This is a genomic window from Dokdonia sp. PRO95 (genome assembly GCF_000355805.1).
In the GTDB taxonomy this organism is placed as follows: domain Bacteria; phylum Bacteroidota; class Bacteroidia; order Flavobacteriales; family Flavobacteriaceae; genus Dokdonia.
On record NZ_CM001837.1, the window covers coordinates 2,209,696 to 2,231,268 of the forward strand.

General features: G+C 37.6%; 17 protein-coding genes, 2 tRNA genes and 1 pseudogene. 7 read left to right on the plus strand and 13 right to left on the minus strand.

Annotation, left to right across the window (positions count from 1 at the left end):
- Window positions 1-34: 34 nt before the first annotated feature.
- From D017_RS09990 to proS, 8 genes and pseudogenes are all read right to left on the minus strand, one after another.
- Window positions 35-928 carry a DUF4249 family protein gene (locus D017_RS09990; RefSeq protein WP_035336307.1) on the minus strand — a complete coding sequence of 298 codons (894 nt, stop codon included), beginning with the start codon at window positions 926-928 and terminating at the stop codon, window positions 35-37.
- A gap of 4 nt (window positions 929-932) precedes the next feature.
- Window positions 933-3,310 (minus strand): annotated as a pseudogene (locus D017_RS09995) (TonB-dependent receptor).
- 122 nt (window positions 3,311-3,432) lie between these two features.
- Entirely contained in the window at window positions 3,433-5,655 is a 2,223-nt protein-coding gene (locus tag D017_RS10000; RefSeq protein ID WP_035336308.1) for an NADP-dependent isocitrate dehydrogenase, read from the minus strand.
- A 455-nt stretch (window positions 5,656-6,110) separates the two neighbouring features.
- Complete coding sequence (rplS, locus tag D017_RS10005; protein ID WP_035336310.1) at window positions 6,111-6,464, minus strand: 50S ribosomal protein L19; 354 nt, start codon at window positions 6,462-6,464, stop codon at window positions 6,111-6,113.
- A gap of 226 nt (window positions 6,465-6,690) precedes the next feature.
- Window positions 6,691-6,942: a 30S ribosomal protein S20 gene (gene rpsT / locus D017_RS10010; RefSeq protein WP_013751623.1), complete on the minus strand. Its 252-nt coding sequence runs from the start codon at window positions 6,940-6,942 to the stop codon at window positions 6,691-6,693.
- A 30-nt stretch (window positions 6,943-6,972) separates the two neighbouring features.
- Window positions 6,973-7,044: transfer RNA gene (locus D017_RS10015), tRNA-Glu, on the minus strand.
- 48 nt (window positions 7,045-7,092) lie between these two features.
- Window positions 7,093-7,164: transfer RNA gene (locus D017_RS10020), tRNA-Glu, on the minus strand.
- 84 nt (window positions 7,165-7,248) lie between these two features.
- Window positions 7,249-8,727: a proline--tRNA ligase gene (gene proS, locus D017_RS10025; protein ID WP_035336311.1), complete on the minus strand. Its 1,479-nt coding sequence runs from the start codon at window positions 8,725-8,727 to the stop codon at window positions 7,249-7,251.
- 99 nt (window positions 8,728-8,826) lie between these two features.
- Between proS and D017_RS10030 the strand changes: the two genes are divergently transcribed.
- From D017_RS10030 to D017_RS10040, 3 genes are read left to right on the plus strand one after another with little or no spacing between them, the layout of a single operon-like run.
- Window positions 8,827-10,005, plus strand: coding sequence for a hypothetical protein (locus D017_RS10030; protein ID WP_035336312.1), 1,179 nt, complete (start codon window positions 8,827-8,829; stop codon window positions 10,003-10,005).
- A gap of 30 nt (window positions 10,006-10,035) precedes the next feature.
- On the plus strand, window positions 10,036-11,559 hold the full coding sequence (locus D017_RS10035) for an outer membrane protein transport protein (RefSeq protein WP_035336314.1): 1,524 nt from the start codon (window positions 10,036-10,038) through the stop codon (window positions 11,557-11,559).
- A 58-nt stretch (window positions 11,560-11,617) separates the two neighbouring features.
- Complete coding sequence (locus D017_RS10040) at window positions 11,618-12,160, plus strand: NADPH-dependent FMN reductase (protein ID WP_035336315.1); 543 nt, start codon at window positions 11,618-11,620, stop codon at window positions 12,158-12,160.
- On the opposite strand, the gene D017_RS10045 is transcribed toward D017_RS10040, so the two are convergent.
- Entirely contained in the window at window positions 12,157-13,830 is a 1,674-nt protein-coding gene (locus D017_RS10045; protein ID WP_343215415.1) for an alpha-amylase family glycosyl hydrolase, read from the minus strand. The two genes, D017_RS10040 and D017_RS10045, sit on opposite strands and share 4 nt — an antisense overlap.
- A 100-nt stretch (window positions 13,831-13,930) precedes the next feature.
- Between D017_RS10045 and menA the strand changes: the two genes are divergently transcribed.
- Window positions 13,931-14,833, plus strand: coding sequence for a 1,4-dihydroxy-2-naphthoate octaprenyltransferase (gene menA / locus D017_RS10050; RefSeq protein ID WP_035336316.1), 903 nt, complete (start codon window positions 13,931-13,933; stop codon window positions 14,831-14,833).
- A 186-nt stretch (window positions 14,834-15,019) separates the two neighbouring features.
- Here the strand turns inward: menA and D017_RS10055 are convergent, their stop codons facing one another.
- From D017_RS10055 to D017_RS10070, 4 genes are all read right to left on the minus strand, one after another.
- Window positions 15,020-15,292 (minus strand): HU family DNA-binding protein, encoded by a 273-nt coding sequence (locus tag D017_RS10055; protein WP_013751630.1) that lies wholly within the window; start codon window positions 15,290-15,292, stop codon window positions 15,020-15,022.
- 188 nt (window positions 15,293-15,480) lie between these two features.
- Complete coding sequence (gene fmt / locus D017_RS10060; RefSeq protein WP_035336317.1) at window positions 15,481-16,431, minus strand: methionyl-tRNA formyltransferase; 951 nt, start codon at window positions 16,429-16,431, stop codon at window positions 15,481-15,483.
- Window positions 16,428-18,317, minus strand: coding sequence for an ATP-dependent DNA helicase RecQ (locus D017_RS10065; RefSeq protein WP_035336318.1), 1,890 nt, complete (start codon window positions 18,315-18,317; stop codon window positions 16,428-16,430). The genes fmt and D017_RS10065 overlap by 4 nt, the downstream gene beginning before the upstream one ends.
- A complete protein-coding gene (locus D017_RS10070; protein WP_035336320.1) occupies window positions 18,310-18,849 on the minus strand; it encodes an ATP-binding protein in 540 nt (179 codons plus the stop codon). Before D017_RS10070 ends, D017_RS10065 begins: the two co-directional genes overlap by 8 nt.
- A gap of 80 nt (window positions 18,850-18,929) precedes the next feature.
- On the opposite strand from D017_RS10070, the gene D017_RS10075 reads away from it, so the two are divergent.
- The 3 genes from D017_RS10075 to murA all read left to right on the plus strand — a co-directional run bounded on the left by D017_RS10075 (window position 18,930) and on the right by murA (window position 21,511).
- Complete coding sequence (locus tag D017_RS10075) at window positions 18,930-19,220, plus strand: DUF493 family protein (RefSeq protein ID WP_035336321.1); 291 nt, start codon at window positions 18,930-18,932, stop codon at window positions 19,218-19,220.
- A 298-nt stretch (window positions 19,221-19,518) separates the two neighbouring features.
- A complete protein-coding gene (locus D017_RS10080; protein WP_035336322.1) occupies window positions 19,519-20,175 on the plus strand; it encodes a DUF4290 domain-containing protein in 657 nt (218 codons plus the stop codon).
- Between the two features lie 22 nt (window positions 20,176-20,197).
- A complete protein-coding gene (murA, locus tag D017_RS10085; protein ID WP_035336323.1) occupies window positions 20,198-21,511 on the plus strand; it encodes a UDP-N-acetylglucosamine 1-carboxyvinyltransferase in 1,314 nt (437 codons plus the stop codon).
- The last annotated feature ends 62 nt before the right edge of the window (window positions 21,512-21,573 follow it).

Below are 21,573 nucleotides of genomic sequence, written 5' to 3' on the forward strand. Positions count from 1 at the left end.
ATTAGTACGCTTTCTCGAAAGCGTAAAAAGAAAATTACTCATCTATAACGAAGCTTGTCGTAAATTCTTGTGATAGCGAGAAGTAGCCTAAGATAAAAGCATCTGGTCTATTTACGTTATCAAACTGATCTATGTTGTCTATATCTGTTACATTAAGAAAGTTTCCTCTTACGGTGGCTGTTGGGGTTTGAAAAGGTCCATTATCTCCCTGCTGACTCTGTTCTACGAGACCATTCATGTAGTTGAAGAAGTCTTCTGTAGCTCCCAGAATACTAATGTTTACTTCGTCTCCCGTTGCTATACCAGTATCTTCTGCATCATAAAAATAAGAGAACTCAAATTGTTGTCCCTCATAAAAGCGGTCTTCGGTAGGTAAGAATTCATTAAAGCCGAAATCAAAGAGATAATAGTTTTCTTGAGCGTCAATATCTGTAAATGCAACAATAACTTCCTTGTCATCTTCGTCAAAGAGTCCTCCATCACCCTGAGTGACAGAATCAATAGGAGAAGAAGGCGCAAATGAAGTTCTTGCTAGATATAATTGATCTTGGTAAGTAACATACAAAAGAAAGTCACTCTCGTCTTCAAACCAGCTCGTGACAATTTTATTATCTGATACAGGAGAAGTTGTTGTGCTAAAAGGTCTATACGACCCAGGAGAACCCGGAATAGGCTCGTATGGAACACTACTGCCATCATTTTCTTTTCTTAATTCTAGATTTTCAATTGAGGCAGGCTCTATAGCTCCAAAAAATGAAGATGATAAAGAAACTTTTATAGTTGCATCTGTTAGATTTTGTGCAGTATCTATTCTAATAAGTGCATCTACAATGAGTCGTGGATCTTCATTTTCTAGATCTACATCTACTACATCTTCACAAGAAGTAGCAACAAAAAGTAGTGCGAGGGTTAAAAAGAAATATTTCATAATCTTAAAATTTGAAATTATAAGTTACTGCTGGTATTACTCCAAAAATAGAAGTTCTAATGGCCTCATTGTTTCCAGTTTCTGCATTTTGCCTGAAGTTAATTGAAGCAGCATTTCGTCTATTGTAAGCGTTATAAAGACTAAAAATCCATTCGGATTGCCATGAGCGACCTTCATTTGCACTAGGAGTTAGCGTTGCGCTTAAGTCCAGTCTATGATAAGATGGCAATCGTTGTTTATTGCGAGGACCATATGTTGGAATAACAATACCTTGAAACTCAAATTGTCCTACGGGGAAATTTGTAGGCTGTCCTGTTTGAAAAAGGAAGTTACTACCAAATTTCCACTTCTTACTGAGTTCATAGCTTAGATTCATAGAGATGTCATGAGTTTTGTCATAAGGGGTGTTATACCATTGACCTCTATTAATACCTAACTCATTTTCATTTCTCCCGGGGGTACGCTGCTCAGATTTTGAGAGTGTATATGATATAAATCCTTTAAGGTCGCCATCATTTTTTCTTAACAAAAATTCTAAGCCGTATGCTCTTGCTTCGCCTTGTAATACTACTTGCTCAATAGCATCATTTGCGATAAGTTGTGCGCCATCAATATAATCTACTCTGCCATCAATATTTTTATAAAAAGCCTCTGTTTCTAGTGTGTATTCTGTGTTTTTAACTTCAAAATTTTTAAAATATCCTAAAGCATATTGATCTAGTTTTTGAGGTTGTATAAATTGACCGCTAGGTGTCCATATGTCTAATGGAGTAGGGGAGCTTGTATTTGATAATAAATGAAGGTATTGAACGAGTCTTGTGTAACTGGCCTTTATAGAGGTATCATCATTAAAGGCGTAAGATGCAGCAACTCTAGGCTCTAATGAATTAAAAGTTGCAAGCTTGTCACTCCTTGATAAGGAAGTATCTGTACCTATTGGGTCTTCACTTTTATAAATTAACAAAAATGGATCAAAAGTGACAGCTTGATTATCTCTATATATATTGATCTCATCTTGACCAAGGCGTGTAAAATTACTGTATCGCAGGCCGTATTCTACAGTGAGGTCTTTAGACAATTTGTGCTCAACATCAACGTAGGCTGCAAACTCATTTGCATATTTTTTTGTGAGTTGCTCTTCTATAATACCAGAATCTGGTCCATTAGGTTTTATGCGGCCAGGATTAAATGTGTAGTATAGATTATTTATCCCAGAGTAAATCTTCATTTTATCATTCAAGTAATGAGTAAGATCGTACTTAAGGTTAATGTTGTTGATACCTGAGTTCCACTCAAAGCCTACAAAGTCAAGATCTAAACCATAATAATAGTCACTATAAATCAGGGAGGCGTTAGAAAAGAGTTTGTCAGAAAATATGTGGTTCCATCGCACATTGCCTACGGCGTTGCCGTAAACATTTTTAAAACTATCATCTATACTAAAGAGATCTCTACCAAAATACCCTGAGAGATATAAACTATTGTTGTCATTTATATTGTAGTTAATCTTAGTGTTGAGGTCATAAAAGTATGCCTTGTTGTCTATATCAAATAAGGGTAAAAATAAATGAGCATATGACGCTCGTCCTCCTAGTAGAAACGCAGCTTTGTCCTTTACAATAGGTCCTTCTACAAGTAATCTACTTGCGACAGCGCCTATTCCTCCGCTTACTTTTACATTTTTGCTATTACCTTCTTTTTGATAAATGTCTAATACAGATGAGACTCGACCACCATAACGTGCAGGGATTCCGCCTTTGTAAAGTTTTAAATCTTTAATCGCATCAGGGTTAAACACTGAGAAAAACCCGAAGAGGTGAGAGGAGTTGAATATAGTGGCCTCATCAAGTAGGATTAAATTTTGATCTGCCGCACCACCGCGCACGTTAAACCCGGAAGCACCCTCACCAGCACTTGTAACTCCAGGAAGTAATAAAATTGCTTTAATAACATCTGCTTCGCCAAGCACTACGGGAATTTGTTTAATCGTAGCCGCACTTAATGCATTTACACTCATTTGAGGTTACGTATACGCACTCGCTCTACTTTTTCTTCTATAACAACCTCGTTAAGCAATTCTTCAGATGGAGTGAGTTTAAAATTGCGACGTATGTCACTTGTGAGATTTACCGTTTCAATTACATCTGTATATCCTAAGTAGCTTACTTGTAATTGATAGATTCCCTCGGGCAATGTAATGGAGTAGAACCCATAAGAATTTGTAACTACACCATCATTTAATTCTGGAAATAATATGCTTACACCAATTAAAGTCTCATTACTTGAATTATCGGTGATTGTACCACTGAGTGTGTACTTTTCTTGACTCAATGAAAGCTGAGTAACTCCTAAGAGAAAGAGTAAAGTAAAGAACTTTTTCATGTTATAGTTTTGAGTAAAGCTAACGACAATAATTTAATTAAACTTGTTAAAAAAATGAAAGCCTCTTCTGTCTAGAAGAGGCTTTTAAATAGCTTTGTACGCTTTCGCGAAAGCGTTATAATTTAATCGATAATTGCATTAAATGTCGTACTTGGTCGCATAGCTGCAAATGTTTTCTCACTACTTACACTATAGTAACCTTCTATATCTTGAGGGCTACCTTGTGCCGCGTTAAGCTCATTAATAATAGTTTGCTCATTGTCCTCCATAGCCTTAGCTACAGGTGCAAACTCTGAAGCTAGGTCAGCATTTACAGTCTGTGCAGCAAGTCCTTGTGCCCAGTAAAGTGCAAGATAGAAGTGACTACCACGGTTATCGAGCTCGTTTACTTTACGAGAAGGAGATTTTCTGTTTTCTAAGAATTTAATCGTTGCTTCATCTAGCGTGTCTGCAAGAACTTGAGCGCGATTATTACCACGGCTAGTTGCTACATGCTCTAGAGATACTGCTAGTGCTAAGAATTCTCCAAGAGAATCCCAACGCAGGTGACCTTCTTCTAGAAACTGCTGGATATGCTTAGGAGCAGATCCTCCAGCTCCAGTTTCAAATAATCCTCCACCATTCATAAGAGGAACGATAGATAGCATCTTTGCACTAGTTCCTACTTCTAGAATAGGGAATAAATCTGTGTTATAATCACGAAGTACATTTCCTGTTACAGAGATAGTATCTTGTCCATTCTTGATACGTTCTAAAGAGAAACGTGTAGCAAGTACTGGTGACATGATTTGAATATCAAGACCATCAGTATCGTGATCTTTTAGGTAAAGGTTTACTTTCTTAATAAGTTGCGCATCATGTGCTCTTTCTTGATCTAGCCAAAATATAGCAGGAACACCCGTAGCTCTCGCTCGACTTACAGCAAGCTTGACCCAGTCACGGATAGGAGCGTCTTTTACTTGACACATTCTCCAGATATCACCTTCTTCAACCTTGTGTTCTGTTAATGTATTTCCTGCGTCATCTACTGTACGTACTACTCCAGCTGTTGGTATTTCAAAAGTTTTATCGTGAGATCCGTATTCTTCAGCTTTTTGAGCCATAAGACCTACGTTAGGAACGGTACCCATTGTTGTAGGGTCAAAAGCTCCGTGTCTTTTACAGAAATCTATAGTTTCTTGGAAAACCCCAGCATAACTACTATCCGGAATTACGGCTTTTGTATCTTGTTGTTTTCCTTCTGCATTCCACATTTGACCAGATGCACGTATCATTGCTGGCATGGATGCATCTATGATAACATCACTAGGAACATGTAGGTTTGTAATTCCTTTATCAGAATTTACCATTGCAAGATCTGGTCTTGCATCATAACAAGCTTTTATAGCAGCTAGAATTTCTTCTTTTTCTGAAGATGGTAATTCGTCAATTTTAGAAATTAAGTCTCCAAATCCATTATTTACATCTACTCCTAATTTATCAAAAGTAGTTGCGTACTTTTCAAACACTGGTGCAAAAAACACACGTACTGCGTGTCCAAATATCTTAGGGTCAGAAACCTTCATCATAGTCGCCTTCATGTGAAGGGAGAAGAGAATGTCTTTTTCTTTTGCATCAACCACTTGCTCTTCAAGGAAAGAAATCAAAGCTTTCTTCTCCATAAGAGAAGCGTCTATAATTTCTTCTGCTAGAACTGGTGTGTTGGCTTTAAGAACAGTAACAGTTCCATCTGCAGCTACGTGTTCAATACGCACATTACCTGCTTCTTTTATGGTAACAGATTTTTCATTATTTCTAAAATCTCCGTGAGACATCGTCGCGACGTGAGTTTTAGAATCTTCACTCCATGCACCCATACTGTGTGGGTTGTTTCTCGCATATTGCTTTACTGGCTTAGGTGCTCTTCGGTCTGAGTTACCTTCACGTAATACTGGGTTTACAGCACTACCTAGCACTTTTGCATATCTAGCGCGTATAGATTTTTCCTCGTCAGTTTTTGGTTCTTCTGGAAAATCTGGTATATCATATCCATCACTCTGTAATTCCTTTATAGCAGCGGTAAGCTGAGGTATAGAAGCAGAGATGTTAGGAAGCTTGATGATGTTTGCTTCTGGTTTTTTTGCTAGTTCGCCTAGCGCTTGTAATGCATCTTCTTGTTTTTGATCTTCTGTCAGGTTATCTGGAAAATTTGCAACGATACGACCAGCTAGAGAAATATCCACTAGCTCCATATCAATATTAGAAGACTTGGTGAAACGTTTTATAATAGGAAGAAATGAATGCGTAGCAAGCATAGGAGCTTCATCCGTGAGTGTGTATTTTATAGTGGTCTTTTCTGTTGCCATTTAGAAGATATTTGTTTAGTAAATCTATTGAAAATTACTCGTAAGTCGAGCCTAGCAAATATACCAAATCACTAAGGTTATTTGCAATGATAAGGAGTGTGAATACTGTGATAATTATCAAGAATTTAATAATTAATTGCGTGTCAAATCCATTTGAGTAGTTAAAGTGATTAATTGATGCTTTCTGAAGTCGTGGATACTTATTTGCTTTTGGTGTTGAAGGGCTGCATCTTTTTGTGATTAATCTATAATATGATTGTCAAGGTTTGTTCTTGAAATAGTTTATTACTTATCAATATAGCTTATTAGGTATTAATTGTCTGTTTGTATAAGTGACGTTGTACTATGATTGTATTCAGGTTCTAACACTCTAGAACGTTCCAATTGTTAAGATTGTATCCAAAAAAAAAGCTCCATCGTTATGATGGAGCTTTTTAGTAAAATATTGTGGTAGCTTAAGCGCCACGTCTTTCTTTAATACGAGCTTTCTTACCAGTAAGACCTCTAAAGTAAAAGATACGTGCACGACGTACAATACCTTTCTTGTTTATTTCAATCTTTTGGATTGCAGGAAGGTTAAGTGGGAATACACGTTCCACACCAACAGTACCAGACATTTTACGGATTGTAAATGTTTGAGTTCTTCCAGTTCCTCTTAATTGAATCACAACTCCTCTAAAGAACTGTGTTCTACTTTTTTCACCTTCCTTAATTTCGTAGTACACTGTAATTGTGTCACCAGCAGAAAAGGTTGGGAAATCATTTTTTGGGATGAATTCGTCTTGTACGAATTTTACTAAATCTTCCATTTTATGGATATTAAAGTGGTTTTACATTAGGGCAACATTCACGCGTATCGTCAGAGGTTAGCCTAATCAGTTGCAAGAAATTCTTGCGGTATTAATTTCAGTATGTAAAAGTTGTAGTGGAGTGTTGCTTTCGCGAAAGCGCTAGTAACACCTATCTACTTCGTAAATAACAAAAGAACCCCTATAGAAATATAGAAGTTCTCTGTATATCGTAATCGTAGTGCTATTAAAGAGCTGCTACGTGCTTTGCAAGCTTAGACTTAAGGTTAGCTGCCTTGTTATCATGAATGATATTACGTTTAGCTAACTTGTCAATCATAGAAGCTACAGCAGGATATAAAGCCTGTGCATCTTTTTGCTCAGTCATATCGCGTAGTCTTTTGATCGCGTTACGAGTCGTTCTGTGTTGGTAACGATTTCTAAGACGCTTAGCTTCGTTGCTTCTAATTCTCTTTAAAGCTGACTTGTGATTTGCCATTATTGTTTTTTCTAGTAATTATAAAAATTGTAGCCCGTAGGGGAATCGAACCCCTCTTACATGGATGAAAACCATGCGTCCTAGCCGATAGACGAACGGGCCAGAAAAATTCTGAAGTGTTACCTTCAGAATTCATTAATTCAAAATGTGTAGCCCGTAGGGGAATCGAACCCCTCTTACATGGATGAAAACCATGCGTCCTAGCCGATAGACGAACGGGCCTAGAACAACGTTTAAATTGCGGATGCAAAAATAAACATATTTCTAGATGTTGCAAGCCAATTTCAAACTTTTTTTTAAAAAATTTTAATAAGCCTTGGCAAACAGTACTCTACGATTAGAAGGAGCGCCAGAAAAAACGCATTTTCCTTCTTCTTCAACAGCATCCATAGGTATACATCTTATAGTTGCTTTTGTAATCTGTTTTATTTTTTCTTCAGTTTCTACTGTTCCGTCCCAGTGAGCACTTAGAAAGCCACCTTTAGTTTCAAGAACTTCTTTAAACTCTTCAAAGTCATTTACAGGCGTTACGTGTGTATCTCTATAGTTTTTTGCCTTTGTGTATAGGTTTTCTTGTATCTCTTTAAGAAGGTCTACTACAGTCTCTACAATATCCTCTTTGGCTACAAACTCCTTTGTGAGAGTATCGCGCCTAGCAAGTTCTACTGTTCGTTTCTCGAGGTCTTTAGGTCCTATTCCTATTCTTAAAGGAACACCCTTGAGCTCATACTCGTTGAATTTCCAACCTGGTTTATGTGTATCACGATTGTCAAACTTTACAGAAACTCCGTGAAGTTTGAGGTCTTGTACAATTTCATTTGCCACTTGAGATATCGCATCAAGTTGTTCTTGTCCTTTATATATTGGTACAATTACTACTTGAAACGGGGCGAGATTAGGAGGTAAAACAAGTCCCTGATCATCACTGTGGGTCATTATAAGCGCTCCCATGAGGCGTGTAGATACACCCCAAGATGTTGCCCATACATGCTCTTGTTTTCCTTGGTTTGTTGTAAATTTCACATCAAACGCTTTCGCGAAATTTTGACCTAAAAAGTGTGATGTGCCAGCTTGTAAGGCCTTCCCATCTTGCATAAGTGCTTCGATACAAAAGGTTTCATCTGCCCCGGCAAAACGTTCACTTTCTGTCTTTACACCTTTAACTACAGGAATCGCTAAGAAATTCTCAGCAAATTCTGCATAGATGTTATTCATCAATTCTGCCTCTACAAGTGCTTCTTGCTTAGTTGCGTGCGCTGTATGGCCTTCTTGCCATAAGAACTCTGCGGTTCTTAAGAATAGGCGAGTTCGCATTTCCCAGCGTACTACGTTTGCCCATTGGTTTATTAATAGTGGAAGGTCTCTATATGATTGAATCCATCCTTTATAAGTATTCCATATAATAGCCTCACTAGTAGGTCGAACGATAAGTTCTTCCTCTAATTTTGCATTGGGGTCAACTATAAGTTTGCTAGAGTCTTCAGGATCTGTTTTTAATCTGTAGTGTGTAACTACTGCACATTCCTTTGCAAATCCTTCTGCATTTTTCTCTTCTGCTTCAAAAAGGCTTTTAGGAACAAATAGCGGGAAATATGCGTTTTCATGTCCTGTTTCTTTGAACATGCGATCAAGTTCTGCTTGCATTTTCTCCCAGATAGCATATCCGTATGGTTTGATAACCATACAGCCGCGCACCGCTGAGTTTTCTGCTAGGTCTGCTTGAACTACTAATTCATTATACCATTTAGAATAATCTTCACTTCTTTTTGTGAGGTTCTTGCCCATAAAACTTATTTTGGCACAAATGTTGTGTTAATTTGGTTGTAAAAATACCTAGCGAAATTAGGTATTTTTGAATCAAGCAACAATTAAAACATTATTGATATGGAATTTTATACTTCTCTTATACGCACCACGAAGAATTTGTCATTTGTAGCTGTCACTTCAGTACTTATGATAGGTTGTGGTTCTAGTCAGAATTTTTATGATGAAGACGGGATTTATAGTAGTTCTCAAACTGATGTGGTAAGTAATTCTAATCAAGAAGTTTCTAATGGATCAAATTCTCAAGTTTATAAGAATTACTTCGAGAAAGGTGTGGAGGAGCTTAGCGATTTAGAGGAAGATGGTGCTATATTTACTGATATAGACTCCTATTCTTCAGAGGCTGGGACAGAAATCTATGTTGATGGAGCTAGTTTTGAAACTAATACGGGCTATGCAGCCTGGGGAGATGAAGCTCAAGATGTAGAAGTTAATATTTATAACAATACGCCTTTTTGGGGATTCAATAACTGGGGAGGCTTTGGAGGCTACGGTTACGGATGGGGCGGAGGATTCTACGGAAATGCTTGGGGAGGCGGATTCTGGTCACCATGGGGTTACGGCTTTAATAGAGGATTTATTAACCCATTTTATGGTTATGGAGGATACGGGTACGCATATAATCGCCCATTCTTTTACCATGGTAATAATTTTAATAATAACTACTACCCTAATTATGGTAGAAATTATAGAGGTCGTGTAGCTTACAATGCAGGTAGAAGATCTTCTGTCGCAAATATAGGTAGAAGAGGTAATGCAATAAATGCTATCTCATCTTCAAGATCTCGTTTACGTTCGGCTTCTGGAAGAACAACACGTCCTACAAGTAGAAATACATATTCTAGAAATAGAGGTACAAGTACTCGTGTTATAGGAGCTAGACCATCATCTACTAATGGTGATGGTGTTACTAGAGGAAGACCTTCAAGTACTAACAGAGATGGAATTAGAGGAGGTAGACCTACAAGTGCAAATCGAGATGGTGTAACAAGAGGTAGACCTAATACAACAAGACCAAGTCGTCCTTCAAGACCATCTGGTACTCAATCTAGACCTTCACGTCCGGTAAGACCTAGCGGAACTAAATCAAGACCAGCCTCGAGACCATCAAGACCAGCAGCCACGCCTAGCAGATCTTCATCAAGAAGTAGTTCTTACTCTCGATCTTCTTCTTCGTCAAGAAGCAGTAGCGGATCGTCGTCAAGATCTTCTGGAAGAAGCGGTGGGCGTAGAGGATAATTGATATAGTTTACAACATAAGTTTTATATATGAAAAAATTAATTTTAATAGCGGCATTAGTGGCTACGGGAACATCTTTCGGACAGACTATTTCTGATGCACTTCTATATACGTCATCAAATGTGACAGGAACAGCTCGTTATAGAGCCATGGGAGGTGCCTTCGGTGCTTTGGGTGGAGATTTAAGTGCAATAGGAGATAATCCTGCAGCGAGTGCTGTATTTACCAGAGGTACAGTATCACTTTCTATCGTTAATGATAACTACGATAATGATACTAGATATTTAGGCAACACTACAAACGTTTCGGACTCTGATTTATCTATAAATCAGGCTGGAGGTGTATTTATTATAGGAGGTTCAGGTAATTCTAAGTGGAATAAAGTTTCTCTTAGCTTCAATTATGATCGAACATCAAATCTTGATAATCAGTATACAGCTGTCGGAAATAATACAAATTCTATTTCCAGTTACTTTAGTGACTTTGCACAGGGAGTGCCGCTTGACTTGCTTGAAACTGTTGATGGTGAATCGGTAGCTGATTTGTATCAATTTCTTGGAGAGACTGAAGGTTTTGGAGCTCAACAAGCATTATTAGGATTTCAATCATTTATTTTGGATCCTGTATCAAATGATTTAAGTAATACTGAGTATTTTGTAAATACCGTTGCCGAAAATTATGACCAAGAGTACATCTTTGCATCATCGGGTTATAGTGGTAAAGCGTCATTTAATATAGGAGCTCAGTATGATGAAAATCTTTATTTAGGTCTAAATTTAAATTCTCACTTTATTGATTATAATCAGTCTACAGTTTTGTTTGAATCAAACAATGTTGGGGCAGATGAAGGTTTTACAAATATTACTGACATACGTTTTGAAAATAATTTAAGAACCATAGGTAGCGGGTTTTCTTTTCAATTAGGAAGTATTTATAAAGCTGGAGAAAACTTAAGGGTTGGTTTTACTTATGATTCACCTACGTGGACAACTATAAGCGAAGAGACTAATCAAAGTGTTTCTACTACTGCAATAGATGATGCAGGAGTGTTCAATACAGTGATTAACCCTAGGGTAACTAATATCTATGAGGATTATGAAATTAAAACTCCTGGAAAATATACAGGAAGTGTGGCATATCTTTTTGGACAGCAAGGTTTATTAAGCTTTGATTATTCTTATAAAGATTATACAAACCTAAGCTTTAGACCAGAAAGCGACTCTTTCTTTAATGCTCAAAATGCAGCAATAGATAATTTATTACAACCAGTAAATTCTTATAAACTTGGAGGAGAAATTAGATCTCAAGCATGGAGTTTTAGAGGTGGTTACCGCTATGAGGATAGTCCGTTTAAAGATGAGACTACAGTAGGCGATTTATCTGGTTACTCTGCAGGAGTTGGTTATAATTTTGGAAAGATAAAACTAGACGTAGCGTACGATACATTCTCTCAAGAGCGCACTAATTCTCTATACAGTACAGGATTAACAAATGAGGCTACAGTAGACCGTGATAACACATCAGTGATTGCGACGCTTACAGTGAGTCTTTAAAAAGAACTTTTATAGTTAATAAAAAAAGCTACCTTCGGGTGGCTTTTTTTATGAAACTATGGGAACAATAATTGCACTATCAGGAAGTAATAGCAAAACATCTATAAATAGTATGTTGCTAGATTATATTATCAATTCGATTCAATCTCAACCCGCGGCGCGTTTGCATCTTTTAGATTATGATATTCCTATGTATAATTTAGATTTAGAACAAGAACGAGGAATTCCAATTGATGTTCAAATCATAAAAAATAAGATTGCTGAGGCTTCTGGTATTATCATAGGAGTAAATGAGCACAACGGGATGATATCTGCCTTTTTTAAGAATATTCTAGACTGGCTTTCTCGTGCAGACAGGAATTTCTTAGCAAATAAAAAAATCCTCTTAGTGAGTACTTCTCCTGGGGCTAGAGGAGCTTCTTCTGCGCTTGAGTATATGAAGAGTACTGCCCCTCGTTTTGGAGGAGTTATAGCAGAGAGTTTTAGCTTTCCTTCATTTCAAGAAAACTTTGACGTAAAGGACCTCTCCATAACAAGTCCTTCTATGGAGTTAGGGATTTCTCAAGTGCTGGCTTCATTTCTTCAGCAGCTAGATGATTAGTTTTTTACAGCCTCTAGTAAAACAATATCATATGGAGTATCAAGAGTTATCTTGCCGTCGATTATACTAGCTTCTTGTCCTGAGTAGGTGTCCTTGACAGTTTGCGCTTTCGCGAAAGCGTTACCCACCAGAATTTCTTTCACCCCGATATTTAAGTCTAATCCTATGACCACAGTATCTGTCAGACCATTTTTATCAAATGATCTTTTAAAAACATAAGGAGCTGCACTTAGCATCTCGTGAGTACCAGCACCTACCGAAGGGTGATCTCTTCTAAATGTACCTAGCTTTTGCCAGTGGCTAAGAACATTATTTGTAGTGCTGTTCTCAATATCTTCCCAGTTCATGAAGCTCCTTAATGTAGCATCACCATTTGTTCCTTCTATGGTGAGTTCTCTCGCAGTTTCATCACCATAATAAACCTGAGATATCCCCGTAGTTAATAATAGCTTAGTACCTGTTTCTATAGCTTTGTTTCGGTCTTTATCAAATGGTTGTCCATCATCATGTGAGGTAGCATAGTTTACAAAACTCTTATCGCTAAAGATCGAATCCTTGATTGCTGCATACTTGCTAAATAACTGTTCATAGCTTCCTTGAGCATCATATTTAAATTGGAAGTTGATGAGATTGTCAAAGCCATTTGCAAAGTAATCTACCTTTTTATCTCCAAAATCATAAGAACGACCTCTATCTATAGAGTAATTATACACTTCTCCAAACATGAAAAAGTCATTATCATCTATCACTTTGTCTTCATTATTTGCTTTATAATCTGCAAAGGCTTTATCTGCTTGTGCTCTTAATGCCACCCATGAGGCTTCGTCTACATGTTTTGTAGTATCAACTCTAAAAGCATCTACTCCAAAATCACGTATATAATCCGTAAGCCATTTTATAATGTAATTGCGTGGTGTTTTCTTGAGGTTATTTGTTGCAAAATAAGAGTCAAGCTCAGCCATTTCTTCATCATAACGTCCTTCAGACTTCCATTTTGCTACTAATGTAGTAGGAAGTGTGACTTCTTGATCACTCTCTGTTAGGATGTCTGGAAGGTTTTCTACAAGACTGCAAGCAGTAGTGTTTTCATAGGTGCTGAAAGCACAATTAGGATTTTCTCGTGCCCAATCTTCACCCCAGAATGGATCTTGCTCTGTAACTGGACCTGTGTGGTTAAGTACCACATCCATAACGATACGTATATCTTTTTGATGTGCTGCGCTTATTAATTTTTGCAAGTCCTCTCTTGTACCAAAGTTAGGGTCTAGTGAAGTCCAGTCCTTGGTCCAGTAACCGTGATAACCATAAGTAACACCTGTGCCTTCATCTACTGCTCCATGTACTTGCTCTACAACTGGAGTAAACCAGATGGCATTAATCCCTAGATCTGTAAAATAGCCATCTTCTATTTTCTGTGTGATTCCTTTGATGTCACCACCCATAAAATCTCTAAGTACAGCACTCTCTTGAGTTCTATCAAAGTTGACATCATTACTTGTGTCGCCATTATTAAAACGATCTGTAAGTAGGAAATACATATTTGAAGCTTCCCAGAGAAAAGGAGTTTTTCTTTCCACTTCAGCCTGCGTTACTGTAGTTTCTTTTTCTTTACAGCTTGATATTGAAACAACAACAAAGAGTAGTGCGACTATAGACTTTATATTCATCATGAGATTATTTTTAATCATTACGAAGCTAGTGAATCCTTTTGAAATTTGAGAAGGGTAGAAGCCCAAAGAAAATAGTACATTTACGCACTTAAAAAATATTATGCCCTCATTCCAAGTTTGGCTTAGTGCCGCCCGTCCTCGTACCTTACCACTTTCTATAGCTGGGATTCTTGTAGGAGGCGGACTTGCAATGCAAGAAGGTGCATTTAACTGGAGTATTTTTATACTAGCCATACTTGCTACCTTAGGTTTTCAAATCTTATCTAATTATGCAAATGATTATGGTGATGGGGTTAAGGGAACAGATAATGCAGAGCGTGTAGGGCCCGCAAGAGCCATGCAAAGCGGCCTTCTAACGGCACAACATCTTAAGAAGGCAATCGTAATTACGTCAATTATTACCGTGGTCATAGTACTACTCTTAATTTATGTCTCTTTTGGCGTAGATCACTTCTTGCTTTCGGTCTTATTCTTCCTTTTAGGAATTGCCGCTATCGTATCTGCTATAAAGTACACAGTAGGAAAAAGTGCCTACGGTTACAGAGGCTTAGGAGATGTTTTTGTATTTATATTCTTCGGTCTCGTGGGTGTACTAGGATCTTTCTTTCTATTTACACAGTATATTAATTTTATACAGATACTTCCCGCGCTTACTATAGGTGCATTATCTACTATGGTGTTGCATCTTAATAATATGAGAGATCGTGAAGCAGATGCTCGGGTAGGTAAAAACACACTTGCTGTTGTTTTAGGAGCAGCAGGAGCAGAAAAATATCATGCTGCGCTGTTTCTCTTAGGGCTTTTAAGCTGGGTTTCTTATTTACTGCTTACAGCTACGCATATTTTCGATTGTATCTCTCTCATCGCTTTTATACCATTAGTTAGGCATATGTTTACCGTAAGAAATACATCTGCACACGCATTACTCGATCCTGAGCTTAAGAAAGTTGCCTTGTCTACATTTCTACTTGCTGTACTGTATTTCGTAAGTTGCTATATTTAGAAAGTATATAATTACGCTTTCGCGAAAATTTTCTAAAAACCTTTATTACCATCACGAAATAATCCACAATGTTATGCATCACTAATGGATTACCAATAAAACTGCGCTTTTCAATAGAAGCCGGTGTAAAGCAAAAAAAAACGGGTAGCGTGAGCTACCCGTTTTTTATATAACAGTTAAAACTGACTAGTTTACAGAAGTTGCAAGCTCAGATCCAGCTTTGAACTTTACTACGTTCTTTGCTGCAATTTTAATAGTTTTTCCAGTTTGTGGATTTCTTCCTTCACGTGCGTTACGCTTAGAAACAGACCAAGATCCAAAACCTACAAGAGAAACACGTCCTCCATCTTTAAGAGTCTTTTCAACATCTCCTAAGAAAGATTCTAATGCTTTTTTTGCTGCAGCTTTAGTGATACCTGCGTGCTCTGCCATTCCGTCAATTAATTCTGATTTGTTCATAATGTAAATTGTTAATTAATTAAATTGTTGGTTAAGCTAAATGCTTAATTCCCTAACAAATTTATCCGAATTAATTGCCTATGCAAGCAATAGCAAGGGAAATGAGCGCTTTTGTTAATAAGTCAAGCCAATTGTTGATAAAGGCAGTCTCTTTTTATAATTCCCTTAACACCAATAGGAGCAAGGGTTTAGCGCATTTTTGCATTTTTATCAAATTTGTATCCGTTTAAAAGGTCTTTAACAGCCATTTTTTTCTTCCCAGAGAGCTGTATTTCGGTGATGCAAATGTAACCTTCTGGCGTTGCGATAGCTAGATGATCATCTACTTGGGTTACTGCTCCAGATGGAATAAACATCTCTTTTTCTGCTTTCGCGAAAGCGCTATAAATTTTTACACGTTGCTCTTTTCCTCCATTTTCGAGCATAGTGTAGGCAGCTGGATAAGGGCTCAGGCCTCTTATGTGATTGTAAATATCTTGAAGAGGAGCTTCCCAGTTTATTCTTGTGTTTTCACTATGTAACTTGTAAGCAGTCTTTAATTCTTTTGAGGAGTCTTGTACAAATGTGGTTACTTCGTCACTCGCTATTGCTTTAACAGTTTTTACTACAAGGTCTTTACCTGCAATCATAAGGCGATCATGTAAAGCGCCGGCATTTTCCTTGTCACCTATAGCAAGTTTCTCTTGTAAAATAATCTCACCGGTATCAATTTTTTCATCTATAAAGAAAGTGGTTACTCCAGTTTCTGTATCCCCATTAATAATAGCCCAGTTTATAGGTGCAGCGCCACGATATTGAGGTAATAGAGAAGCATGAAGATTAAAGGTTCCATAAGCCGGCATTTTCCACACAGCTTCTGGAAGCATTCTAAAAGCAACTACAATCTGTAGGTTTGCATTAAGAGCTTTTAATTCTTTTAAAAACTCCTCGCTTTTAAGATTTGTAGGTTGCAAGATGTTTAGGTTTTTAGTCTTAGCAAATGCCTTTACATCACTTTCTCTTACTTTTTGTCCTCTTCCTGCAGGGCGATCTGGAGCGGTAATTACTCCCACTACATTATACTTTTCTTCTAGTAGGCCATTTAAAATGGTTACAGCAAACTCTGGTGTACCCATAAAAACTATGCGTAAATCTCTCATAATAAGGTGTAGGTGTTATTTGCCAAAATGGCTATCTTTTTCTGATCCAAAAGTAGTCGAATCGTATTAATTATAGCTTGTTGTGGGTAGTCTAGTTGTGATATTTCTCGAGAAGTTTTTGGGCCTTCTCTTAAGATATCTATGATAGCACTGTCTATGGCAGTTCTTGAAATTCGATTTGTGGCATTTGTGCATACATCGCAGTGACCACAAGGTGTGGTTAATGTTTCATCAAAATACTGCATAAGTTGTATCGCTCTACAAACATTGTCTGTAGCAAGGTAAGTCTTTATTGCTTCTACTTGGTCTCTCTTGTAACTCGCTTGTGCTTTGATATATGGAGCGATCACGTTTATTGTTCTGTCATCATCCCTAGGCACAAGAAAGGTGACTGCGGTATCATAGTTTTGATGCTCATAATCTATAATGTCATCTTTCTCAAGAGTAAGTAAAACTTGATGTACTTGTTCTATCGTTTTACTAGCCTTTGTAGCTATGATACTGTAATTAATATTTGTTACTTGTTCAAAAACAGCTCCGTAAGTTCTAAGAACCGCCTTCACAACATCATCTAGCTGATTATTGCGTATTAAGTAGTAAGAAAGTGCAAAGTCATTTACCTTAAAGTTGATTGTTGCGCGTTTTGTAAATTCTTGTGACAAGCTTATGACACTATTGCGATCAAGCGTTTGAAGGGCATTAAACGTAAGTATAGTGTGAAGCTTATAGGTTGCACAAAACTCGCTAAAGTTAAAACGATGCAGTGTCTCTTGACCTTCACCATAAGAGATTTGAAAATAGTTGTTGAGGTGTTTATATATCTTTTTTATATCTGCTACCTGAGGGATAACTTTTATAAACTGATTATCTAGCCTTACTTCATCATTTTCATTGTAAAGAAGTACTGCCTGCGATTGTTGTCCTGCTCTTCCTGCTCTTCCTGCTTCTTGAAAGTAATTTTCTATACTATCTGGTATTTCTAAGTGTACCACAGTTGCTACATCTGCTTTATCAATACCCATCCCAAAGGCACTCGTTCCAACCATGACTTGCACTTTATTATTTCTCCACGCTAGGTACTGTTTGTGACGTTCATCACGAGACATTCCACCATGATAAGAAGTGGCAGAGATGCCTCTACCTTTTATAAAGTGAGCGGTGTTTAATGTAGCTTTTCTATTACGCACATAAACGATAGCGCTAGCCTTTGTATTTGCAAGGATTGTTTCTAGTTGATAAAACTTGTCTGTTGCTTGCACAACATTGTATGTGAGGTTAGGACGGTGATAGGAGGTTTTAAATAATTGTGGATCTTGTAATTCTAGCTGTTCTGTAATGTCTTTAAGCACCTTAGGTGTTGCTGTAGCCGTAAGCGCTATAAATGGCACCGAAGGTTTGAGAGCGCGTAGTTGAGAGATTTGTCTATATGCAGGTCTAAAGTCGTGTCCCCATTGTGAAATACAATGAGCCTCATCTACCGCAATAAGAGAGACATTCATGAGTTTAATTCTTTCTCTTACGAGGTCTTGCTGTAATCGCTCTGGTGAGAGGTATAAGAGTTTATAATTTCCATAAATACAATTATCTAGTAAGCTGTCTAGATCACTAAAGGAAATTCCGCTGGTGATTGAGAGGGCTTTGATTCCTTTTTCTTGCAAAGTCATCACTTGATCTTTCATAAGGGCGATAAGCGGCGATACCACTATCGTAATCCCGTCAAGTATTAATGCTGGTAATTGATAGCATAGGGACTTCCCACCACCTGTAGGCAATAATGCGATACTATCATTTCCATCAAGCACATTTTTAATGATTTCTGCTTGTTGAGGTCTAAAGGTGGAGTGACCCCAATATTGTTGTAATATGTCTTGCGCTTGATTACTCAAGTGCTAGCGTTTTTAAAATAAATGCAGCTCTATCTTCTACTGGAGACAGTGGTACTACAATAGGGTCGTACCCATAATTTTGGTATGTTTTTACAAGGTGTTTTTCAATTTTTTGAGCTTGTTCAAAAGTCTCGTATCGCTCTTGATCTACTTTGTGTATTTTCTCCCATGTGGGCAGTATAAAAACAATATCGTAGGTGTAGGTCTTACACGCTTGAACAAATGCCTCGGGATACTCTTGCCCTATAAAATCCATATATGCCACAGTGTCAGGAATCCCTCTGTCTATAAAAACGGTGTCTGTTATATAGGAGTCTACTTCTTTATGTTGCTGTATGCGAGCATCTCTCAGAAGCTCAGAAAAAAGCAGAGGTTTCTCTAGAAATAACTGGTCAATACCTTCTTTTTGAGCCTGGCTTATTACTTGTCTGGAGATTTCCTCAAGGCACGGGTATCCTAGTTGTTCTAGGTGATTAAGCAATGTTGTTTTTCCGGTAGATGGACCTCCTATGAGAAGTATACGTTTTGGCATAAAAATGGTAGTCTTTTTAGCAAAATTAAGCAAACTACAAAGAACGCGATTTATGTACCTTTGTATTATAATATATACCCATGAGTTCAAATAAAAACCCAGAAGAGTTTTATAAAAAATTAAGGACACAACTAGAAGAAACTTCTAGCTGGCCCGCACCTTACTTATATAAGTTTATTGTACCTGCAAATGCAGAAAAAGAAGCACAAATAGAAGGGCTTTTTAACCATCTAGGTGCAGTAATAAAAAAGAATGTCTCTCGCACAGGTAAGTACACAAGTGTTTCTATAAACGTACGTTTAGACAATCCTGATGTTGTCATAGAAAAGTATAAAGAGGTAGGGAAGATAGAAGGCGTTATTTCACTTTAAGGAGAAATACGCTTTCGCGAAAATGTAATTAATCACCACTATTTTGTAGCATCACTATATCTGCGTGAGGGATCGCAGTGGTTACCCTGCAGGCTCTTGAAGCGATAGCGAAAGCAGCCGAAGCGTATAAACGTAGAGCCCGACCCTTGTGGTCACGCCCAAAGTAATCTCAAATTACAATAAAAACCTTTTTTTATCGTAATGTTATCAATTTACTAAAGACTAGATGCGTTTACACAAATTTTAGTATTTTGCACATGTCTTTACTTAGAGGACGACTTCACTTAATTTTTTACAATTGATAGATCAATTAGAGTACAATACGGAGAGAGATCATCTCATCATACCCGAGTACGGGCGCCATATACAGAAAATGGTAAATGATGCGACGGCAATGGAAGACGCAGATGAGCGTAATAAAACAGCTAAGGCAATCATAGCGGTAATGGGTAATTTACAACCACACTTGCGTGATGTGCCAGATTTTCAACACAAGCTTTGGGATCAGTTATTTATAATGTCTGACTTTCAACTTGATGTAGAATCTCCATATGGTAAACCATCAAGAGAGGAGCTTGCAGAGCGTCCACAACCTTTAGAATACCCACAAAATCACCCTAAATACCGATTTTATGGTAATAACATCAAACGTATGATTGATGTAGCCGTAGGCTGGGAAAAAGGAGAAATGCGAGAAGGACTTGCAATGACCATTGCAAATCACATGAAAAAGTGTTTCTTAAATTGGAATAAAGATACGGTAGATGATGATGTGATATTTGATCATTTATTTGAGCTAAGTAATGGTGAGATTAATCTCAAAGAACGTGATGAAGAATTACGAGATTCCGACAGATTAATAAGAGCAAATAAGAAAGCAAAAGCTGCCGATAATCCTGTTAAGAAGAGGAGCTACTCAAAAAACAACAACAATAACCGCAAGAAGCGTTACTAAAAATATATATTTCTAATTAACTATGGCAACATTTCAGATCGAGGGAGGTCACCAGCTTAAGGGCGACATCCAACCACAAGGAGCAAAAAATGAGGCACTACAAATTTTATGCGGCGTATTACTCACTCCTGAAAAAGTAACCATAAGTAATGTGCCAGACATTATAGATGTAAACAAGCTCATCATGATCTTGCAAAATCTAGGCGTTAAGGTGGAGAAAATAGCCAAAGGTGAATTCACTTTTCAAGCAGATGATCTCAATCTTGAGTACCTAGAAAGTGAGAAGTTTAAGAAAGAAGGAAGTGGTCTGCGTGGTTCTATAATGATTGTAGGGCCATTACTAGCTCGCTTTGGTAAAGGATATATTCCTCGCCCGGGAGGAGATAAAATAGGACGTAGACGTCTTGATACCCACTTTGAAGGTTTTATTAAACTTGGAGCAAAATTTCGCTACAACCGTGAGGAGCGATTCTATGGTGTAGAGGCTCCAGAAGGACTTACAGGTGCATACATGCTACTAGACGAAGCATCTGTGACTGGTACTGCAAACATTGTAATGGCAGCTGTACTTGCAAAAGGAACAACTACAATTTATAATGCCGCTTGTGAGCCTTATTTACAGCAGCTTTGTAAAATGATGGTACGCATGGGAGCAAATATCCAAGGGATAGGCTCTAACATGCTTATTATAGAAGGAGTAGAGAAACTAGGTGGTTGCGAGCATAGAGTATTACCAGATATGATCGAAATAGGATCTTGGATAGGTCTTGCTGCAATGACTAAGAGTGAGATTACTATTAAAAATGTAAGCTGGGATGATCTAGGTGTTATACCTAATACCTTTAGAAAACTAGGGATTACGCTAGAACGTAAAGGAGATGATATTTACATTCCTGCACATACAGAGGGTTATCAGGTGGAATCATATATTGATGGTTCATTTATGACTATTTCTGATGCACCATGGCCAGGTTTTACTCCAGATCTTTTAAGTATTATTCTTGTAGTGGCAACCCAAGCAAAGGGCGAACTAATGGTTCACCAGAAAATGTTTGAAAGCCGTTTGTTCTTTACAGATAAGCTTATAGATATGGGAGCAAAAGTGATACTTTGTGATCCGCATCGTGCAACTGTGATTGGACATAACTTCCAGTCTACGCTTAAGGCTACCACAATGACATCGCCAGATATACGTGCCGGTATCTCATTACTTATTGCAGCTTTAAGTGCAAAAGGAACTTCTACTATTCATAATATCGAGCAAATAGACCGTGGTTATGAAAACATAGATGAGCGTCTTAGAGCAATAGGAGCAAAAATCACTAGAATAGATTAATCTAATCTCTAGTTATAAAATTTAAAAAAGGCGCAAATATCATTTGCGCCTTTTTTGTGGAA

Excerpts from the sequence above, each read along its gene's own strand:
- D017_RS09990 (WP_035336307.1), bottom strand. The coding sequence starts at position 928 with ATGAAATATTTCTTTTTAACCCTCGCACTACTTTTTGTTGCTACTTCT.
- D017_RS10000 (WP_035336308.1), bottom strand. The coding sequence starts at position 5,655 with ATGGCAACAGAAAAGACCACTATAAAATACACACTCACGGATGAAGCT.
- proS (WP_035336311.1), bottom strand. The coding sequence starts at position 8,727 with ATGGGCAAGAACCTCACAAAAAGAAGTGAAGATTATTCTAAATGGTAT.
- rplS (WP_035336310.1), bottom strand. The coding sequence starts at position 6,464 with ATGGAAGATTTAGTAAAATTCGTACAAGACGAATTCATCCCAAAAAAT.
- D017_RS10075 (WP_035336321.1), top strand. The coding sequence starts at position 18,930 with ATGAGTTCAAATAAAAACCCAGAAGAGTTTTATAAAAAATTAAGGACA.
- fmt (WP_035336317.1), bottom strand. The coding sequence starts at position 16,431 with ATGAGAGATTTACGCATAGTTTTTATGGGTACACCAGAGTTTGCTGTA.
- murA (WP_035336323.1), top strand. The coding sequence starts at position 20,198 with ATGGCAACATTTCAGATCGAGGGAGGTCACCAGCTTAAGGGCGACATC.
- D017_RS10045 (WP_343215415.1), bottom strand. The coding sequence starts at position 13,830 with ATGATGAATATAAAGTCTATAGTCGCACTACTCTTTGTTGTTGTTTCA.
- D017_RS10030 (WP_035336312.1), top strand. The coding sequence starts at position 8,827 with ATGGAATTTTATACTTCTCTTATACGCACCACGAAGAATTTGTCATTT.
- D017_RS10035 (WP_035336314.1), top strand. The coding sequence starts at position 10,036 with ATGAAAAAATTAATTTTAATAGCGGCATTAGTGGCTACGGGAACATCT.
- D017_RS10040 (WP_035336315.1), top strand. The coding sequence starts at position 11,618 with ATGGGAACAATAATTGCACTATCAGGAAGTAATAGCAAAACATCTATA.
- D017_RS10055 (WP_013751630.1), bottom strand. The coding sequence starts at position 15,292 with ATGAACAAATCAGAATTAATTGACGGAATGGCAGAGCACGCAGGTATC.
- rpsT (WP_013751623.1), bottom strand. The coding sequence starts at position 6,942 with ATGGCAAATCACAAGTCAGCTTTAAAGAGAATTAGAAGCAACGAAGCT.
- D017_RS10070 (WP_035336320.1), bottom strand. The coding sequence starts at position 18,849 with ATGCCAAAACGTATACTTCTCATAGGAGGTCCATCTACCGGAAAAACA.
- menA (WP_035336316.1), top strand. The coding sequence starts at position 13,931 with ATGCCCTCATTCCAAGTTTGGCTTAGTGCCGCCCGTCCTCGTACCTTA.